Here is a 16,881-nt window from a genome sequence, read left to right on the forward strand (position 1 = left end):
CCTTTCGGCGGGGGCTGGCTCAGGCCGTTTTGGGCTTGGCCAGTCGCCGCCGGATGACCAGCGCCGCCGCAGCACTGCCGAACAGCAGCACCATCGGCGGTGCCGGGACCGGAGTCGGCGGGGGTTTATCGCCACCGCCGGATGACGACGCACTGGAAGCCGAAGACGTACTCGACGCCGACGACGCGCTGGAGGCGGACGAACCGTTGGACGACCAGCCGTTGCTGCTCGACGCATAGCCGCTCGACGAGGCACTCGACGCGCTGGAAGCGGACGATGCCGACGACGCGCTCGAAGAACTGCCACCGCCCGAGGACGTCGAGGACACGTTCCCCGACGAGGTCGAGGAGACGTTGCCGGACGAGGTCGAGGACACATTGCCCGACGATGTGGACGTGGACGACACATTGCCGCTGGACGAGGTGCTGGAGACGTTGCCGCTCGAGGAGGTGGACGACCCGCCGCCGCTGGTCGAGGCGCTGCTGCCCCCGCTGGCCGAGCCGCCCGAGGCGGAAGAGGTCGAACTCGAGCCGCCGGTGCTGGTCGACGAAATGACGATGTTGCCGTTCGACCCGCCGCCGAAGCCGAAGCCGCCGCCAAAGCCTCCACCCCAGCCGCCGCCCCAACCCCCGTTCAGGCCACCGCCCCAGCCGCCGATCACGGCCGGGATATAGCCGCCGTTCGACGTCGCCGCCGGGCCGCCGGGGGGCAGGGGAATGGGAACCGGCGGTTCGTTGGTAGTGACCGTCACGATGGTCGGGGGCGGTGTGGTCGTGGTCGTCGTGGTGCGAACGGCATAGCGGCGCACGGGGCGCGGCGGCGTTCGGCGGACGATCCGCTTCTTCACCTTCGTCTGCTTGACCACGGCCGGGCGCTTGGCATTGTCCACCATGTGGACAGCGCCGCCGCCGATCACGGCGCCGCCTGCGGCACATGCCGTCAGCTTTGCCAGGGCCATTCGAACCGACATTCTCGCATCCTCAAACGGTACGCTTCCCATCGACCGCTTCTGGGGCGCGGTATGCGTGCGAGGTTACGCACAGGGAGGCGCACGCGGCGGTTTGGGAAACGCCTATGTCATCATAGTGACCAAGAAAGGCTTAAGCTCCAAGTCTTGAGTTCGCAATGACGTCCGGCTTTGGGATTCGCCGGGATCGCGCGGGCCGGGAACAACTCGGCGAACCTGTTGGCAAGCATGGCGAATCACCTAATTCGATGATCGGGTGTGTTGATACCGGTCATCGTACGCCATTCGTCCATATCCTGTTCACATCGCAACATTATTATAGAAATGAACGAAACGACGAAATGCCTGTCGCTTGCGGCAGAAGGTGGCACGGACTATAGGCCCTCTCAACCATCAGGGGGCGGTCCCGTACACAACGGTGCCGAACGTCGCACCGACGGGCCCTTTGGGAGAGTGGTATGGCGACGGTGTTTAATCGCGTGACGGATTCCACTGGGCCGGATGTGGCCAATGATCTCGACGAAAATTATCGTCCGAGTGCTGACGAGCCGTTCATGAGCCTGAAGCAGCAGGCTTATTTTCGACGCAAGCTGATCGAATGGAAGGAATCGATCCAGCGGGAGGCGCAGGGAACCCTGTCGCAGCTCCAGGTCGATTCGCTGCGGGAACCCGATCTGACCGACCGGGCCTCGAGCGAGACCGACTGGTCGATCGAGCTGCGCACCCGCGATCGCCAGCGCAAGCTGATCTCGAAGATCGACGCCGCGCTGCGTCGGATCGACGAGGGCGAATATGGCTATTGCGAGGTGACCGGCGAGCCGATCAGCCTGGGTCGGCTGGAAGCGCGGCCGATCGCGACGATGACGGTCGAGGCGCAGGAGCGTCACGAGCGCAACGAAAAGGTCTCGCGCGACGACTGACGCGCCGTCCGGCGAAGCGTCCACCGGCCGACCGCTTCGGATAAGCGCAAAGGGCTTGTCCGAAGGCCGGGAATGGGCTGTTGCCAAGCCGATCTTAATCAGTTTGAAACGCCGCCACGGCTAGGTTCGCGGCGGCGCAATAACGGTCGAATACGGAACAAGCGATATGGACGCGACGAACCGCACCCCGGACACCGGGTCCGCGACGGCGGCACAGGGGCAGGCCCAGGGCGATCGGACCGGCCAGCGCGACAGCCTGTTGCTGATGGCGCAAATGACCCTGGACGGCGAAGCCGCGCCGCGCGAAGTCCGCGTTCGTAATATCTCGGAAGGTGGCCTGATGGCCGAACTGCCGGTGTCGGCCGAAATCGGGTCGTCGGTCGCGCTCGATCTGCGCGGTGTCGGCGCGATCACCGGGCGGATCGCCTGGTGCACCCAGGGCCGTGTCGGCGTGGCGTTCGATCGCCAGATCGACCCCAAGCTGGTGCGCAAGCCGGTCGGCGGCGGCACCTCGACCCCGGAATATGCCAAGGCCGCGACGGTCCCGAAGACGCGCCCGTTCGGCTGATACGCATTGCTGTGAGGCAGTGTCGCAGTGACGGCAGGCGCCTGAGCGGCAGCGGCAACGATCATGCGAAAAGCGGCGGCCCTGTTCGATGACAGGGCGGCCGCGATAAAGGCCGCGGCGGGCCGGATGACCCGCGCGGCCGACCAAGGCTATAGGCCTTGCAATTCTTCCTTGAGCTTGAGCTTCTGCTTCTTGAGATCCGCCAGGATCAAGGCGTCGGGCACGGGACGCTGTGATTCGGCGCTGATCCGCCGGTCGAGCGTGGCATGCTTGGTCTCCAGGGCCGTTTGATGCGCCGTATGCATAGGGCTTCAACCTCCTGTGTTGCTTTGGGAGAGTGAGTAAATCACCAAATCGGGTATCTGTCCCCCCTGATTTTGGTCAGAATCGACCGGTCGAGCGATTTGGCGCGACGACGCGATGCCGCCTATCGCCGCGTGCGTGCGAGCTTGCTAGAGGGGGCTCGCGGCGTCGGATTTCCCGGCACCGACCCGGTTGGGGGAGCAGGATGGACATCACGCTGGCGCGCGCGCGGATCGACCTGTTGCGCATCGAGCATCGCGATCTGGACGATGCGATCGCCGCACTGCTGCAATCCAACACCCCCGACCAGTTGCAGATCGCACGCCTGAAAAAGCGCAAGTTGCGCCTGCGCGACGAACTGGCGGAGTGGGAAGACCGGCTGATCCCGGACATCATCGCCTGATTCCCGAAGCGATCCGTGCCGGGCGGTTCGTATCGGGACAGGGCGGTTCGATGCAGCCTCTTGTGGCGGCCTTCGCCCTCATGCGAGCCATAGCGCCATGCTCCGCGCCCTGTCCGACTCTCCGTTCCAATCCAAGCTGATCGATGGCCTGTATGTCGACGCGATGGCGTTGGCGGAGGCGGCCCGTGGTTATTTCGACGGGGTCGGGCGGCAGGAGCGCGAGATGCTGGACCCAGTCGCGCGCGTTGCCTTTTCCTGCGAATCGCTGAAGGTGACGACCCGGCTGATGCATGTCATCGCCTGGGTCCTGACCCAGCGCGCGGTGGAAGCGGGCGAGATGCGCTGGACCGACGCACGCGATCCGGTCCGGCGGCTGGGCTCCTCACCCGAATCCGACGAGGGGCTGGTGGCCGAACTGCCGCCGCATGCCCGCACGCTCACCCGCGCCAGCCTGGACCTGCATCGCCGGACCGAGCGGCTGGACCTGCTGGCCGATCAGCATGTGCCGGTCGTCAGCCCGGTGCAGATGCTGCACGCGCGGCTGGGCCAGGCGTTCTGAGCCTTTAGCGGGGCAGCGACAGCCTGGCCCGGGCATCGGCATATTGCCGCGCCAGTTCGGCGATACGCTCGGCCGCGGGGACGATCCGGTCGACCGCGCCGATGCCTTGGCCCGCACCCCAGATGTCGCGCCACGCCTTGGCCGCCTGACCTCCGCCGAAGTTCATCGTCGCGACGTCCCCGTCGGGCAGATTGTCCGGGTCCAGTCCCGCCGCGACGATCGAGGCGCGCAGGTAATTGCCATGCACCCCGGTGAACAGGCTGGAATAGACGATGTCGCTGGCCCGACCGTCGACGACCGCCTGCTTATAGGCTTCCGCCGCATGGGCCTCGGCCGTGGCGATGAACGGCGAGCCGATATAGGCGAAGTCGGCGCCCATGGCCTGCGCCGCCAGGATCGCGTCGCCGGTTGCGATCGCGCCCGCCAGGGCCAGCGGACCGTCGAACCAGCTGCGGATCTCCTGGACCAGCGCGAAGGGGGACAGACGTCCGGCATGGCCGCCCGCACCGGTCGCCACCGCGATCAGCCCGTCCGCGCCCTTTTCGACCGCCTTGCGCGCGAACCGGTCGTCGATCACGTCATGCAGGGTGATCCCGCCCCAGGCATGGACACCCGCATTCAGATCCTCGCGCGCGCCCAGCGAGGTGATGACGATCGGCACCTTCCACTTGGCGCAGACCGCCAGGTCCGCCTCCAGCCGATCGTTGGAGCGGTGGACGATCTGGTTCACCGCAAAGGGCGCCGCCGGGCGATCGGGATGGGCGCGATCATGTGCCGCCAGTTCCTCGGTGATCCGGTGCAGCCATTCGTCGAGCAGGCTGGCCGGTCGGGCATTCAGGGCGGGGAACGAGCCGACAATCCCGGCCTTGCACTGGGCGATGACCAGATCCGGGTTGGAGATGATGAACAGCGGCGATCCGATGACCGGCAGCGTGAGACGGTCGAAGGGTGGGCGACTCAGGGCAGGGGGCAGGCTCATGGCTTGACGATAACGTAAAGGTAAAGCGTGTCCAGCGGGCAACGCCCGTGCAATATTATTACATGACCGTCATTTGCTTTGGGCTGGACAGGGCGTAGAGATTTTTCATTCCCAATTGAAAGGCCCTGATTGCGATGAAGTCCGCCCTATCGGTCCTGTTGGCCCTGACCGTTTCCACCCCGGCGCTGGCGGCGGGCCAGCTGCCGCAGACCGTTGCACCGGTCCTGTACGACATCACCGTGCGCCCCGATGCGAAGGCGCTGACCTTCGCGGGTGAGGAAACCGTCGATGTCGATGTGAAACAGGCCACCGCGACGATCGTGCTAAACGCCGCCGAACTGACCGTCACGCGCGCGACCTTCGATGGAAAGCCGGTGCCCTTTGCGTTCGACAAGACGGCACAGACGCTGACCCTGACGCTGCCCCAGGCGGCCAGCGTGGGACGGCACAAGGTCGGGTTTGCCTGGACCGGCACGATCAATCGGTCGGCCAACGGCCTGTTCGCGATCGACTATAGCAATGCGGATGGCAGCCAGGCGCGGATGCTCGCGACCCAGTTCGAGGCGCCCGATGCCCGCCGCTTCGCGCCGATGTGGGACGAGCCCGCCTTCAAGGCGAGGTTCCGCCTGTCCGCCACCGCGCCCAAGGGCCAGCGTGCGATCAGCAACATGCCCGCCGCCTCGGTTACCCCCCAGGCCGACGGCACCCAGCTCTATCGCTTCGGCGAAACGCCGGTGATGTCGAGCTATCTGCTGTATTTCGGCTCGGGCGATCTGGACCGCAAGACGGTCAACGCCAACGGGGTCGAGATCGGCGTGGTCAGCCGCAAGGGCGTGGTCGACCAGGGCGACTATGCGCTCGCCTCGGCTTCCAAGCTGCTGTCCTACTACAATAACTATTTCGGCACGCCCTATCCGCTGCCCAAGATGGACATGATCGCCGGGCCCGGCTCCAGCCAGTTCTTCGGCGCGATGGAGAATTGGGGCGCGATCTTCTATTTCGAGAACGAGCTGCTCTTCGACCCCAAGGTCATGACCGAGAGCAACCGCCAGCGCATCCACACCGTTGTCGCGCATGAAATGGCGCATCAGTGGTTCGGTGACCTCGTCACCATGCGCTGGTGGGACGATCTGTGGCTGAACGAGGGCTTTGCATCGTGGATGGAGGGCAAGGCCTCCAATGACCTGAACCCCAGCTGGAAGGCCGCCGCCGCCAGCGTCGCGGGCGAGCGCGAATCCGCGATGGGCATCGACGCCACCGCCGCGACCCACCCGATCATCCGCAAGGTCGAGACGGTCGACCAGATTGGCGAGGCGTTCGACAGCATCACCTATCTGAAGGGTCAGGCGGTCATCGGGATGCTGGAATCGACGCTGGGCGCCGATCCGTTCCGCAACGGCATCCGCGCCTATATGGCGAAGTATAAGTACCAGAACACGGTCACCGACCAGCTCTGGGAGGAATTGTCCAAGGCGTCGGGCACCAATGTCGCGACCATCGCGCATGACTTCACCCTGCAGGCGGGTGTGCCGCTGATCACCCTGTCGGGTGCGCGCTGCGAGGGCGGCAAGACGGTGGCGATGCTGTCGCAAGGCCGCTTCGGGCTGGACGAGGCGTCGAAGGCCCCGCAAACCTGGCATGTGCCGATCCGCGTCGCCACGATCGGCGGCGGACAGGCGAGCGCGATCGTCACCGGCGCGACCCCGGCACCGGTCACGGTCGGCGGCTGCGGCACGCTGGTCCTGAACCAGGGCAAGGGCTCCTATACTCGCGTCATGTATGACGATGCGGGCCATGCCGCGATCGTGCGCGACTATACCAAGCTGTCGCTGGAGGATCGCCTGGGCACGCTGGGCGACGATTACGCGCTGGCGGCGGGCGGATACCAGAATCTCAGCCGCTGGTTCGACCTGATGGCCAAGGTATCGCCCGAGGCCGATCCGCTGGAATGGCAGACGGTGACCGGAGAGCTCTCGCGGCTGGACGGCCTGTATGAGGGCACCCCGCTCGAAAAGCCGCTGCGCGCCCGGATCGCCGCGATCCTGTCGCCGGTCCTCGCGCGCGTCGGGTTCGAGGCCAAGCCGGGCGAGGAAGCGCCGGTGTCCAACCTGCGCGAGACGTTGATCGGGCGGCTGGGCACCAGCGGCGACGCGATGGTCGCGGCGCGTGCCCGCGGTTATGTCTCGGCGCTGGACAAGAACCCCAACGCCATCCCGGCGGCGATCCGCCAGCCAATCCTGTCGACCTATGCCACCCGCGCGACGGCGGACGAGTGGGATCGCCTGTACGAACTCGCCAAGGCCGAGCGTAACCCGGTGGTGAAGAACCGCTATGTCTCGCTGCTCGGTTATGCCGAGGACGAGGCTGCGGCACGCCGGGCGCTAAGCGTGTTGAAGGACAGCACCTTCACCCCGCCGCAGCGCGCGTCGCTGCTCCGCTCGATCGCGGGTGCGCATCCCGACATGGCGTTCGACTGGGCGGTCGCGAACAAGGCGCTGGTCGACAGCTTCCTGGAGGAAAGCAACCGCTCGACCTTCATCGTCGGCCTGGGCGCAGGGTCGAACGATCCGGCGATGCCCGGCAAAATCGAACGCTGGGCCGCCGCCAACCTGCCCGAAAGCTCGCGCGGCGGGGCCAAGCGCTCCATCGCGCAGATCGCGGTGCGCAAGGCGGTCGCCGACCGGCTGAAGCCCGCCGTCCAGGCCTGGCTGGCGCGCTGAGGTACGGAGCGGCGGGAGAATGTTTTCCCGCCGCTTCCGGCCTAAGTCCGGGCAACGTCGAGAGAGAATAGCGACGGCGCGTGGGAGGCGATCGATGGCGATGGCCTCCCACACATGGTTTTTGCGCCCTCGCATCCAAATGGCAACTGGGCCCCGGCCTTCGCCGGGGAACGGCCCGGAATAAAGTCATGCGTATAACCTCCGATCTTGCCCGTGCGGAACCGGGAAGGCGATAATCACCTCACAATCCCGCAACCCCTTGCCTCCAGGGTCGAAAAGCGGAACCATGGCGCTCTTGTCATCGAATTGAGGGCCCTTCGTGATCCGCAACAGCCTCGCTCTTCTCCTCGCCGCCACCGCCATGACCACGCCGCTCGCCGCGCAGGAGGAGGGGGAGAAAAAGGCCCCGCATCACGAAGCCGCCAAGGCGGAGGCCGAGGCCGCCTGGGCGCGCGCGCCGCTGGACGAGACCGAGGTCCGCCACCGCGACAGCGTGCCGATTAATGGCCGGTCCTATCCCTATATCGCCTCCGCCGGCACGCTGACCGTGCGCGATATCGAGGGCAAGCCGACCGCCTCGATGTTCTACACCGCCTATACGCTGGAGGGCGTGAAGCCGGGCACCAAGCGGCCGGTGACGTTCCTGTACAATGGCGGGCCGGGATCGCCGTCCTTCTGGCTGCGCATGGGGTCGTTCGCGCCGATCCGTATCCGCACGACCAGCCCGGAATTCGTCCGGCCCGCACCCTATGACGTGGGGCCGAACCCGGACTCGCTGCTCGACAAGACCGACCTCGTCTTCCTGGATGCGATCGGCACAGGCTATTCTCGGCCGCTGGGCGACATGAAGCCCGCGCAATTCTACGGCGTGGACGAGGATGTCGACGTCTTTGCCGGCGCGATCCAGCGTTACGTCACCAAGTATGGCCGCTGGATGAGCCCCAAATTCCTGCTCGGCGAAAGCTATGGCACGCTCCGCTCGGGCGCGCTGGCGTATCAGTTACAGGAAAAGGGCATGGCGCTGAACGGCATCGTGCTGCTCAGCTCGATCATGAACTATGGCTATCGCCAGCCGGGGCTGGATCAGGTCTATCTCAATTACCTGCCCAGCTATGCGGCGACGGCCTGGTATCACAACCGCCTGGTCGATCGCCCTGCCGATGTCGCGACCGTCGTGGCGCAGGCGCGGGCCTTCGCGGTCGGACCCTATATGTCGGCGCTGGCCAAGGGGCAGAGCATCTCGCCCCAGGAACGCGACCAGATCGCCGAACAGATGAGCCGCCTGATCGGCATCTCGCCCGACTATATCAAGCGCGCCAATCTGCGCATCGACCTGCCGCGATTCCAGAAGGAATTGCTGCGGGGATCGGCGCGGACGGTGGGGCGGTTCGATTCGCGCTATCTCGGCATCGACACCGACGCGGCCGGAGAACGGCCGGAGACGGATGCCTCTTCGGATGCGATTTCAGGGGCTTATATCGCGTCCTTCCAGGACTATCTGCAATCGACGCTCGGCTATAAGACCGAGTTGCCCTATCGCCTGTCGGCACGAGATGCGGCGGGCTGGACCTGGAACTGGAAGCACAAGTCGCCCGACGGGTCGCAGAACAACCCCAACACCGCGATCGACCTGGGCGCCGCGATGCGGGCGAACCCGTATCTGAAGGTGCTGTCGATGAACGGCTATTACGACATGGCCACGCCGTTCTTCGGCACCGAGAACGACCTGGGCCATATGATGCTGGAGCCCGCTCAGCAGGCCAATCTGCGTTTCACCTATTACCCGGCGGGTCACATGACCTATCTCAACCCCGATGCGCTGCGGAGCATGAAGGCGGATTTGTCGCGCTGGTATGATGAAGCGGTGAGTGATGCGAAGTCGTCGACGCCGCCGGTGCCGCCTTCGGGGCAGGGGGCGCGCTAAAGCGACGGTCCGGCATGGACGTGGAAGCGATGCGGTAGGGCTATGTCACATCGAGAAGGGATCGATCAGCTGCATCGCAAACGCTGGCTAATCTGTCTTCATCGTGTCGGCTATGTGACGACCGCTATCGTAATCCTCCAGATAGGCATCTTGGGCAGCGTGATCGGCTGGGAATGGTGGACGCGTCGGGCATGGAACGCCGCTGTGGTGGAAGATACCCGCACCCACGCCGAGCCGATCGAGGAAAAGATCGATTCCTATCGGCGACAGCATGCAGTTCGATTGTTAGAAAAATTGCCTGCGCTTTCACATCTGGACGGAGACGGAATGCGCTTCGTGGCTATGCCGTCGTTCGGCACCAGCGAATATGCTTTGGCTGTTTCTCATTCGCCGAAAGCATCCGTCGCCAATGGCATTCTGATCGTCACTGACAAAAGTGCCGAACGGAAGGCGGATCGGGTCCGACGCTTCCAAATGCCGTTGCGCGATTACCAGGCTTTCGTTGGAAGGCTTGATCGCCTGACGGATGACTGGCCCGGCGACATGGACGATCCTTGCGTGGATGGTTCGCCCACTGCCTTCGAACGTATCCGCATTCGACGCGTTACGTCTGGTATTGGAAATTGCGCGCCGCACTACGCAGAACTCAGGTTAATGGTTCTGCGGGAGGTCCGGCGATTCGCACCTGGACCAGATCTTCCTACCGAAGATGATTGGCACCGGTTCGACGCAGATGATCGTTAGCGATTTAAGATAATCTGAAAGGTGGTGGACGCACTTGGGCTCGAACCAAGGACCCGCTGATTAAGAGTCAGCTGCTCTACCAACTGAGCTATGCGTCCGATGCCGGTTTGCGGCATGGCGGGGAGCCAAGTCCCCGTCTGGTGGGGCGCTGTTAGCCGAGCATGTCCGACCTGCCAAGGGGGTTTTTGACATTTTTCTTGCGGCCGGGATCGGATGGACGATCCCGACCGCAAAGCGGCTCAATAGCCGACGGTGAAGCGCTGGCGGATGTGGCGCGGCTGTTCGATCTCGTCGGCGAGTGCGATGGCATAATCCTCGAACGAGATGCTGCTGCCTTGGTCGTTCGACAATAGCTGGTCGGTGCCCAGCCGGAACCGGCCGGTCCGCTGGCCCGGCACGAACATCGCGGAGGGCGACAGGAAGGTCCAATCCAGATCATCAACGGCGCGCAGGTGGTCGAGGAACGTCGCCCCCGCCGCGGCCTCGGCCTTATAGGCCTCCGGGAAGTCTGGCTGGTCGATCAGGCGCTGGCCGGGGGCGATCTCCAGGCTGCCCGCGCCGCCCACGACCAGATAGCGCTTCACGCCCGAGGCGCGGACGGTGTCGATCAGACTGGCCGCATCGGTCGGCGCGAAATGGACCGAGCTGACGACCGCGTCATGTCCGCGTAAGGTGTCGGCCAGCGCATCCGGCTGGTCCACGTCGCCTGCCACGGCGGTCACACCGGGCAGGGTCGCGATCCGGTCCGTGTTGCGGGCGATCCCGGTCACCACATGGCCACGATCCGAGAGTTCCTTCAGGATGCGCGAGCCCGCATTGCCGGAGGCACCGATAAGCGCGATCTTCATGGTCTTTCCTTTTTACAGTCCACTTTGTAGACCGTGGAGCTATGCAGAGCGCCGCCGCACCACAAGACGTCATCTTCGAGGGACCAGGTCACATGGGCGTGACCATGACGCTGACCGGGGAGGGCGGGTGCCCTATCCGCGAGGTGCTGGACCGGATCGGCGACCAGTGGAGCCTGCTCGTCCTCGCCGCGCTGGAGCCGGAGACGTTGCGGTTCAACGTCCTGCTGCGGCGGATCGGCGACGTGTCGAAACAGATGCTGTCGCGCACGCTGCGGCGGCTGGAGGAGGACGGCTTTGTCGAGCGGACCGTCTATGCGGAGGTGCCGCCCAAGGTGGAATATCGTCTGACGGAGTTGGGGCGGTCGTTCATGGAGCCCATGCGCGCGCTCATCCGCTGGGCGGACATGCATCAGCCCGCCGTGGAGGCGGCCCGCGCGGCCTATCGCGCGCGGGCCTGACCCCATCCGCCCCAAGCCGGGCCTGGGGCGACGTCATCGCGTCAGGCGATGTGAACGGACTTGGTGATCATATGGTTGGCGATGCCCTCGGGCCCGTCCTCCGAGCCGTAGCCGCTTTCCTTGACCCCGCCGAAGGGCGCATCGCCCCAGCTGAGCCGCACGGTATTGATCGCGACCATGCCTGCCTCGATCTCATCGGCAAGCTGGTTCTGGCGGCGGCCGTTTTCGGTGAAGCAATAGGCGCCCAGGCCGAAGGGCAGGCGATTGGCCTCGGCGATCGCATCCTCGGTGGTGGCGAAGGGGCGGATCAGCGCGATCGGGCCGAACGGCTCTTCGTTCATCGCCTGCGCGTCGAGCGACACATCGGCCAGTACGGTGGGGGCGAAGAAGAAGCCATCACCGTTCCGCGCCGCGCCGCCGGTCAGCTTGCGCGCGCCGTTGCGCACCGCATCCTCGATCATCGCGCCGATCGCTTCGGGGCGACGCGGATTGGCCATCGGGCCCATCTGCGTATCCGACGACAGGCCATCGCCGATCTTCAGTGCGGCGGCCCGCTCGGCAAAGCCCTTGGCGAAGCGCTCGTAAATCCCTTCCTGCACATGGAAGCGGGTGGGGGCGACGCAGACCTGGCCCGCATTGCGGAATTTGTGGGTGACCAGCAGGTCCAGCGTCTTGTCGAGGTCGCAGTCGTCGAACACCAGGACCGGGCCATGACCGCCCAGCTCCATGGTCGACTTCATCACCGTGTCGGCGGCGAGCTTCAGCAGATGCTTGCCGACCGGCACCGACCCGGTGAAGCTGAGCTTGCGGGTGACGGGCGAGGCGAGCAGGTGACGCGACACCGCGTCGGGCACGCCGAAGACGAGCTGCGCGACGTCACCCGGCAGACCCGCATCCTGGAAACAGCGCATGATCGCGATCGCGCTGGCGGGGGTTTCCTCGCTGGGCTTAAGGATGACCGAGCATCCGGCGGCAATGGCGGGCGAGATCTTGCGCACCGGGTTCATCACCGGGAAGTTCCAGGCGCAGAACGCCGCGACCGGCCCGACCGGCTGTTGCAGCACCAGCGAGCGGGTGCCGGTGGGGCGGGGCAGCACGCGGCCATAGATGCGGACCGCCTCGCCCGCATGGAAATCGAGCAGCGCGGCGGTCGCGGCGACCTCGCCCCGCGCCTCGACGATCGGCTTGCCTTCCTCCAGTGTGGCGAGGCGGGCGAGATCCTCGGCGCGCTCGCGGACCAGCGCGGCGGTGCGGTGCAGAACGGCGGCGCGTTCCTGCGGCGCGGTCTTGCGCCACTGTTCGAACCCGCGTGCGGCGGCTTCCAGCGCACGGTCCATGTCGGCGGCGGTCGCCAGCGGCAGGTCGCCCAGCGACTGGCCGGTCGCGGGGTTCAGCACCGCCTGGGTGTCGCGCCCCTCGGGCCCCAGCCACTCGCCGCCGATATAAAGGCCATTTTTTACATCCAGTTGCGAGGCGGTCATGCGCGTCCTTTCGAATTGGGGAGGGGGTGTAATGCGAGCGGGAGATCGTCCTTGCGCCCCTTCGATACAAGGCCATGGGGTGCCAAATCGGGCTTCTGTCGGGATTCGCTTCGCAAGGGGGGAGCAAAAGCGGGGCTTTGCGCGTCCCAAGCATTCCGGCATTTCCTATCGGGGGGATCGAGATAGGTTAGGCACCGAAACGAAAGGGACGGGTCCAGATGCGAGCACCATTTCCGGCCATTATGGCCGCGTTGATGATCGGGACGGTCGGCCTGGCTGGCTGTTCGGGTGGCAATGGCGGCGGCAAGGGCTCGGTCGAGCTGCTGAACGTCAGCTATGATCCGACGCGCGAGTTGTACAAGGACGTCAACGCCGCCTTTGCGAAGGCCTATAAGGCCAAGACCGGCCAGACCGTGTCGTTCCGCATGAGCCATGGCGGGTCGGGCAAACAGTCGCGGTCGGTGATCGATGGATTGTCGGCCGATGTGGTGACGCTGGCGCTCGCCTATGACATCGACGCGTTGGCCGAGCGGGCCAAGCTGCTCCCCGCCAACTGGCAGAGCCGCCTGCCCGACAACAGCGCGCCCTATACCTCGACCATCGTGTTCCTGGTCCGCAAGGGCAATCCGAAGGGCATTCGCGACTGGGCCGATCTGGTGAAGCCGGGCGTGCAGGTCATCACGCCCAGCCCCAAGACCAGCGGCGGCGCGCGGTGGAATTTTCTGGCGGCCTGGGCCTATGGCAGGAAGGCAGGGGGCTCGGACGCGGCGGCGCAGAAGTACGTCGCCAATCTCTACGCTCACGTACCGGTGCTCGACTCCGGCGCGCGTGGTGCGACCACGACATTCGTCGAGCGCGGGCTGGGCGATGTCCTGATCGCCTGGGAGAATGAGGCGCTGCTGTCCGAGAAGGAATTGGGCGCGGGCAAGTTCGACATCGTCGTGCCGTCGATCTCGATCCTGGCCGAGCCGCCGGTCGCAGTGGTCGACGCCAACGCCAAGGCGCATGGCACCGAACAGGTGGCGACCGAATATCTGAAGTTCCTCTATACGGCCGAGGGGCAGGAGATCGCCGCGCGCAACTTCTACCGCCCGCGCGACCAGGCGGTGCTGGCCAAGCATGCAGCGACCTTCCCCAAGCTGGACATGGTGACGATCCAGGATTTCGGCGGCTGGGGCGCGGCACAGAAGCGCTACTTCGCCGATGGCGGCGTGTTCGATGCCATCTATGCCGGCAAGGCCGCGCGGCGTTGACGGCATGAGGGTGGGAAAGCGCCGCTCGGCGCTGCCGGGCTTCGGCCTGACCATGGGCATGACCCTGTTCTGGCTGGGGCTGGTGGTTCTGGTCCCGCTGTCCGCGCTCGTCATTCGGGCGGCGGGCATGGGCTGGGAGGGCTTTGCCGAGGTCGGACTGTCGCCGCGCGCGTTGGCAGCCTATCGGCTCAGCTTCGGTGCGGCGCTGGCGGCGGCGGCGGTCAATGCGGTGTTTGGGCTGCTGATCGCCTGGATACTGGTCCGCTATGAGTTTCCGGGCAAGAAGCTGATCGACGCGGCGGTCGACCTGCCCTTCGCCCTGCCGACGGCGGTGGCGGGCATCGCGCTGGTGGCGCTGTATTCGGACAATGGCTGGGTCGGGTCGCTGCTCGCGCGGCTGGGGATCAAGGTTGCCTATACGCCGCTGGGCGTTACGATTGCCCTGATTTTCATTGGGTTGCCGTTCATTGTTCGCTCGGTGCAGCCGGTTCTCGCTGATCTGGGTCGCGACGTGGAGGAGGCCGCCGCGACGCTGGGGGCGACCCGTGCGCAGACCTTTCGCCGGGTCATCCTGCCCGCCATTGCGCCCGCACTGCTGACCGGCTTCGCGCTCGCCTTTGCGCGTGGGGTGGGGGAGTATGGCTCGATCATCTTCATCGCGGGCAACATGCCGTTCAAGTCGGAGATCGCGCCGCTGCTGATCATCACCCAGCTCGAACAGTTCGACTATGACGGGGCAACCGCCATTGCGTGCGTGATGCTGGTCCTGTCCTTCGCCATGCTGCTGTTCGTCAATCTGCTCCAGGCGTGGCGCGCCAAGCGGGGTGTGCGATGAGCGGTTCCAACCCCACGACCCAGGAAAGCCCCTGGGCACGGCGTGCGCTGATCGGCGTCGGCTTCCTGTTTCTGGCGCTGTTCCTCTTCCTGCCACTGGTCATGGTGTTCGCAGGTGGTCTTGCAAAGGGATGGCAAGTGTTTGTCGACGCGCTGGTCGACCCGGACGCGCTGGCCGCCATCCGCCTGACCCTGCTGGTCGCGGCGATCGCGGTGCCGGTCAACGCGGTGTTCGGGGTCTCTGCGTCCTGGGCGATCGCCAAGTTCGATTTTCGCGGAAAAAGCTTTCTCATCTCACTGATCGACCTGCCTTTTTCGGTGTCGCCGGTGGTGTCGGGGCTGATCTTCGTGTTGCTGTTCGGGGCGCAAGGGTGGCTGGGTCCGTGGCTGACCGCGCATGGCGTGCGGATCATCTTTGCAGTGCCGGGTATCGTGCTGGCGACCGTCTTCGTCACCTTCCCCTTCGTCGCGCGCGAGTTGATCCCGCTGATGGCCGAACAGGGCCGCGATGACGAAGAGGCGGCGCGCTCACTGGGGGCGAGCGGGTGGCAGACCTTCTGGCATGTGACGTTGCCCAATATCCGCTGGGGCCTGCTCTACGGCGTGTTGCTGTGCAATGCCCGTGCGATGGGCGAGTTCGGCGCGGTGTCGGTCGTATCGGGGCATATCCGGGGGCTCACCAACACCATGCCGCTCCATGTCGAGATATTGTACAATGAATATGACTTTGTCGGCGCGTTCGCGGTGGCGTCCCTGCTCGCCTCGCTCGCGCTGGTGACCTTGGGAGTGAAGACCGTGCTGGAATGGCGTTTCGGCATCCACCGGGCGGGAGCCGCGCATTGAGCATCGTTGTCGAAAACATCTCCCGCCGGTTCGGGGGCTTCACCGCGCTGGACCGAGTAACGCTCGAAACCCAGCCCGGCGAGTTCCTGGCGCTGCTGGGCCCGTCGGGCTCGGGCAAGACGACGCTGCTGCGGACCATTGCCGGGCTCGACTTCGCGGACGAGGGGCATGTGCTGTTCGACGGACAGGACATGACCGGCACGCCCGCCGCCGAGCGGCGGATCGGCTTCGTCTTCCAGAACTACGCGCTGTTCCGCCACATGACGGTCGCCGACAATATCGCCTTCGGCCTGACGGTGCGCAAACGGCGCGACCGGCCGGGCAAGGCGGCGATCGCGGCGAAGGTCGCCGAGCTGCTGGAGCTGATCCAGCTGCCGCAACTGGGGGATCGTTATCCGGCGCAACTGTCGGGTGGTCAGCGCCAGCGGGTCGCGCTCGCCCGTGCGCTCGCCATCGAACCGCGCCTGCTGCTGCTCGACGAGCCGTTCGGCGCGCTCGATGCGCAGGTGCGCAAGGACCTGCGCGGCTGGTTGCGGCGGATCCATGACGAGACCGGTTTGACCTCGATCTTCGTGACCCACGACCAGGAAGAGGCGCTGGAGATCGCCGACCGCATCGTCGTGATGCGCGGCGGTGTGATCGAGCAGATCGGCACGCCCGCCGAAGTGCAGGGTGCCCCCGCCACCGCCTTCGTCTCGTCCTTCATCGGCGAGACGAACCGCCTGCCTGTCACCCGGCGCGACGGAGCGGCGGTGATCGGTGCAGGGCTGGCCACGGTGGCGGATGCGCAACGGGGGCAGGGGACGGGGGAAATCCATATCCGCCCGCACGATGTCGAGCTGGCCGAACCGGGCAACGCCGATGCGCTGGCAATCACCGTGCTGGCCAGCCGTCCGATCGGACGCTCGCGCCGGATTACCGCCCAGGTGGCGGGCGTGGCCGAGCCGCTGACCTTCGACCTGCCCGTCGCGATCGAGGCCGTGCCCGGCCAGGCTTTGTCGATCCGCCCCGTTTCCTATCGCATCTTCTGACCCGTCTTTGTGTTCTGATCTCCTGACGATTTGCGCACGGCAATGT

Annotated in this window: 17 protein-coding genes and 1 tRNA gene; 12 read left to right on the forward strand and 6 right to left on the reverse strand. The window is 65.7% G+C overall.

The features are described 5' to 3' along the window. Positions 1 to 19: 19 nt before the first annotated feature. Positions 20 to 970 carry a PEP-CTERM sorting domain-containing protein gene (locus SOM26_RS08505; RefSeq protein ID WP_320452275.1) on the reverse strand — a complete coding sequence of 317 codons (951 nt, stop codon included), beginning with the start codon at positions 968 to 970 and terminating at the stop codon, positions 20 to 22. Between the two features lie 455 nt (positions 971 to 1,425). On the opposite strand from SOM26_RS08505, the gene dksA reads away from it, so the two are divergent. Beyond that, positions 1,426 to 1,887 (forward strand): RNA polymerase-binding protein DksA, encoded by a 462-nt coding sequence (gene dksA, locus SOM26_RS08510; protein WP_320452276.1) that lies wholly within the window; start codon positions 1,426 to 1,428, stop codon positions 1,885 to 1,887. A gap of 166 nt (positions 1,888 to 2,053) precedes the next feature. Further along, complete coding sequence (locus SOM26_RS08515; RefSeq protein ID WP_320452277.1) at positions 2,054 to 2,455, forward strand: PilZ domain-containing protein; 402 nt, start codon at positions 2,054 to 2,056, stop codon at positions 2,453 to 2,455. Positions 2,456 to 2,604: 149 nt separating this feature from the next. On the opposite strand, the gene SOM26_RS08520 is transcribed toward SOM26_RS08515, so the two are convergent. Continuing rightward, positions 2,605 to 2,760: a DUF465 domain-containing protein gene (locus SOM26_RS08520; protein WP_294272988.1), complete on the reverse strand. Its 156-nt coding sequence runs from the start codon at positions 2,758 to 2,760 to the stop codon at positions 2,605 to 2,607. 203 nt (positions 2,761 to 2,963) lie between these two features. Here SOM26_RS08520 and SOM26_RS08525 point away from each other — a divergent pair, with 203 nt between their 5' ends. Beyond that, positions 2,964 to 3,161 carry a YdcH family protein gene (locus SOM26_RS08525; protein ID WP_320452278.1) on the forward strand — a complete coding sequence of 66 codons (198 nt, stop codon included), beginning with the start codon at positions 2,964 to 2,966 and terminating at the stop codon, positions 3,159 to 3,161. Positions 3,162 to 3,258: 97 nt separating this feature from the next. After that, the gene (locus tag SOM26_RS08530) at positions 3,259 to 3,720 is read left to right on the forward strand and encodes a DUF1465 family protein (protein WP_320452279.1); all 462 of its coding nucleotides are present in this window, start codon (positions 3,259 to 3,261) and stop codon (positions 3,718 to 3,720) included. Positions 3,721 to 3,724: 4 nt separating this feature from the next. Here SOM26_RS08530 and SOM26_RS08535 read toward each other — a convergent pair whose 3' ends face one another. Then, positions 3,725 to 4,699 carry an NAD(P)H-dependent flavin oxidoreductase gene (locus SOM26_RS08535; protein ID WP_320452280.1) on the reverse strand — a complete coding sequence of 325 codons (975 nt, stop codon included), beginning with the start codon at positions 4,697 to 4,699 and terminating at the stop codon, positions 3,725 to 3,727. A gap of 134 nt (positions 4,700 to 4,833) precedes the next feature. Between SOM26_RS08535 and SOM26_RS08540 the strand changes: the two genes are divergently transcribed. The 3 genes from SOM26_RS08540 to SOM26_RS08550 all read left to right on the forward strand — a co-directional run bounded on the left by SOM26_RS08540 (position 4,834) and on the right by SOM26_RS08550 (position 10,087). Beyond that, a complete protein-coding gene (locus tag SOM26_RS08540) occupies positions 4,834 to 7,419 on the forward strand; it encodes a M1 family metallopeptidase (protein ID WP_320452281.1) in 2,586 nt (861 codons plus the stop codon). A gap of 361 nt (positions 7,420 to 7,780) precedes the next feature. Next, positions 7,781 to 9,343 (forward strand): S10 family peptidase, encoded by a 1,563-nt coding sequence (locus tag SOM26_RS08545; protein ID WP_320452376.1) that lies wholly within the window; start codon positions 7,781 to 7,783, stop codon positions 9,341 to 9,343. A 114-nt stretch (positions 9,344 to 9,457) separates the two neighbouring features. Further along, on the forward strand, positions 9,458 to 10,087 hold the full coding sequence (locus tag SOM26_RS08550) for a hypothetical protein (protein WP_320452282.1): 630 nt from the start codon (positions 9,458 to 9,460) through the stop codon (positions 10,085 to 10,087). Positions 10,088 to 10,109: 22 nt separating this feature from the next. Here SOM26_RS08550 and SOM26_RS08555 read toward each other — a convergent pair. Then, positions 10,110 to 10,185 (reverse strand) — tRNA-Lys (locus tag SOM26_RS08555). A gap of 141 nt (positions 10,186 to 10,326) precedes the next feature. After that, positions 10,327 to 10,935 (reverse strand): NAD(P)-dependent oxidoreductase, encoded by a 609-nt coding sequence (locus SOM26_RS08560; protein ID WP_320452283.1) that lies wholly within the window; start codon positions 10,933 to 10,935, stop codon positions 10,327 to 10,329. A gap of 92 nt (positions 10,936 to 11,027) precedes the next feature. Between SOM26_RS08560 and SOM26_RS08565 the strand changes: the two genes are divergently transcribed. Beyond that, complete coding sequence (locus SOM26_RS08565) at positions 11,028 to 11,393, forward strand: winged helix-turn-helix transcriptional regulator (protein WP_320452284.1); 366 nt, start codon at positions 11,028 to 11,030, stop codon at positions 11,391 to 11,393. 41 nt (positions 11,394 to 11,434) lie between these two features. On the opposite strand, the gene SOM26_RS08570 is transcribed toward SOM26_RS08565, so the two are convergent. Next, entirely contained in the window at positions 11,435 to 12,874 is a 1,440-nt protein-coding gene (locus SOM26_RS08570) for an NAD-dependent succinate-semialdehyde dehydrogenase (protein WP_320452285.1), read from the reverse strand. 242 nt (positions 12,875 to 13,116) lie between these two features. Here SOM26_RS08570 and SOM26_RS08575 point away from each other — a divergent pair, with 242 nt between their 5' ends. From SOM26_RS08575 to SOM26_RS08590, 4 genes are read left to right on the forward strand one after another with little or no spacing between them, the layout of a single operon-like run. After that, positions 13,117 to 14,127, forward strand: a complete 1,011-nt coding sequence (locus tag SOM26_RS08575; RefSeq protein WP_320452286.1) for a sulfate ABC transporter substrate-binding protein — start codon at positions 13,117 to 13,119, stop codon at positions 14,125 to 14,127. 4 nt (positions 14,128 to 14,131) lie between these two features. Continuing rightward, entirely contained in the window at positions 14,132 to 14,962 is an 831-nt protein-coding gene (gene cysT, locus SOM26_RS08580) for a sulfate ABC transporter permease subunit CysT (protein ID WP_320452287.1), read from the forward strand. After that, positions 14,959 to 15,804 (forward strand): sulfate ABC transporter permease subunit CysW, encoded by an 846-nt coding sequence (cysW, locus tag SOM26_RS08585; RefSeq protein ID WP_320452288.1) that lies wholly within the window; start codon positions 14,959 to 14,961, stop codon positions 15,802 to 15,804. The genes cysT and cysW overlap by 4 nt, the downstream gene beginning before the upstream one ends. Beyond that, positions 15,801 to 16,835: a sulfate/molybdate ABC transporter ATP-binding protein gene (locus SOM26_RS08590; protein WP_320452289.1), complete on the forward strand. Its 1,035-nt coding sequence runs from the start codon at positions 15,801 to 15,803 to the stop codon at positions 16,833 to 16,835. The genes cysW and SOM26_RS08590 overlap by 4 nt, the downstream gene beginning before the upstream one ends. The last annotated feature ends 46 nt before the right edge of the window (positions 16,836 to 16,881 follow it).

The sequence above is a fragment of the Sphingomonas sp. CFBP8993 genome (assembly GCF_034044895.1).
Taxonomy (GTDB): domain Bacteria; phylum Pseudomonadota; class Alphaproteobacteria; order Sphingomonadales; family Sphingomonadaceae; genus Sphingomonas.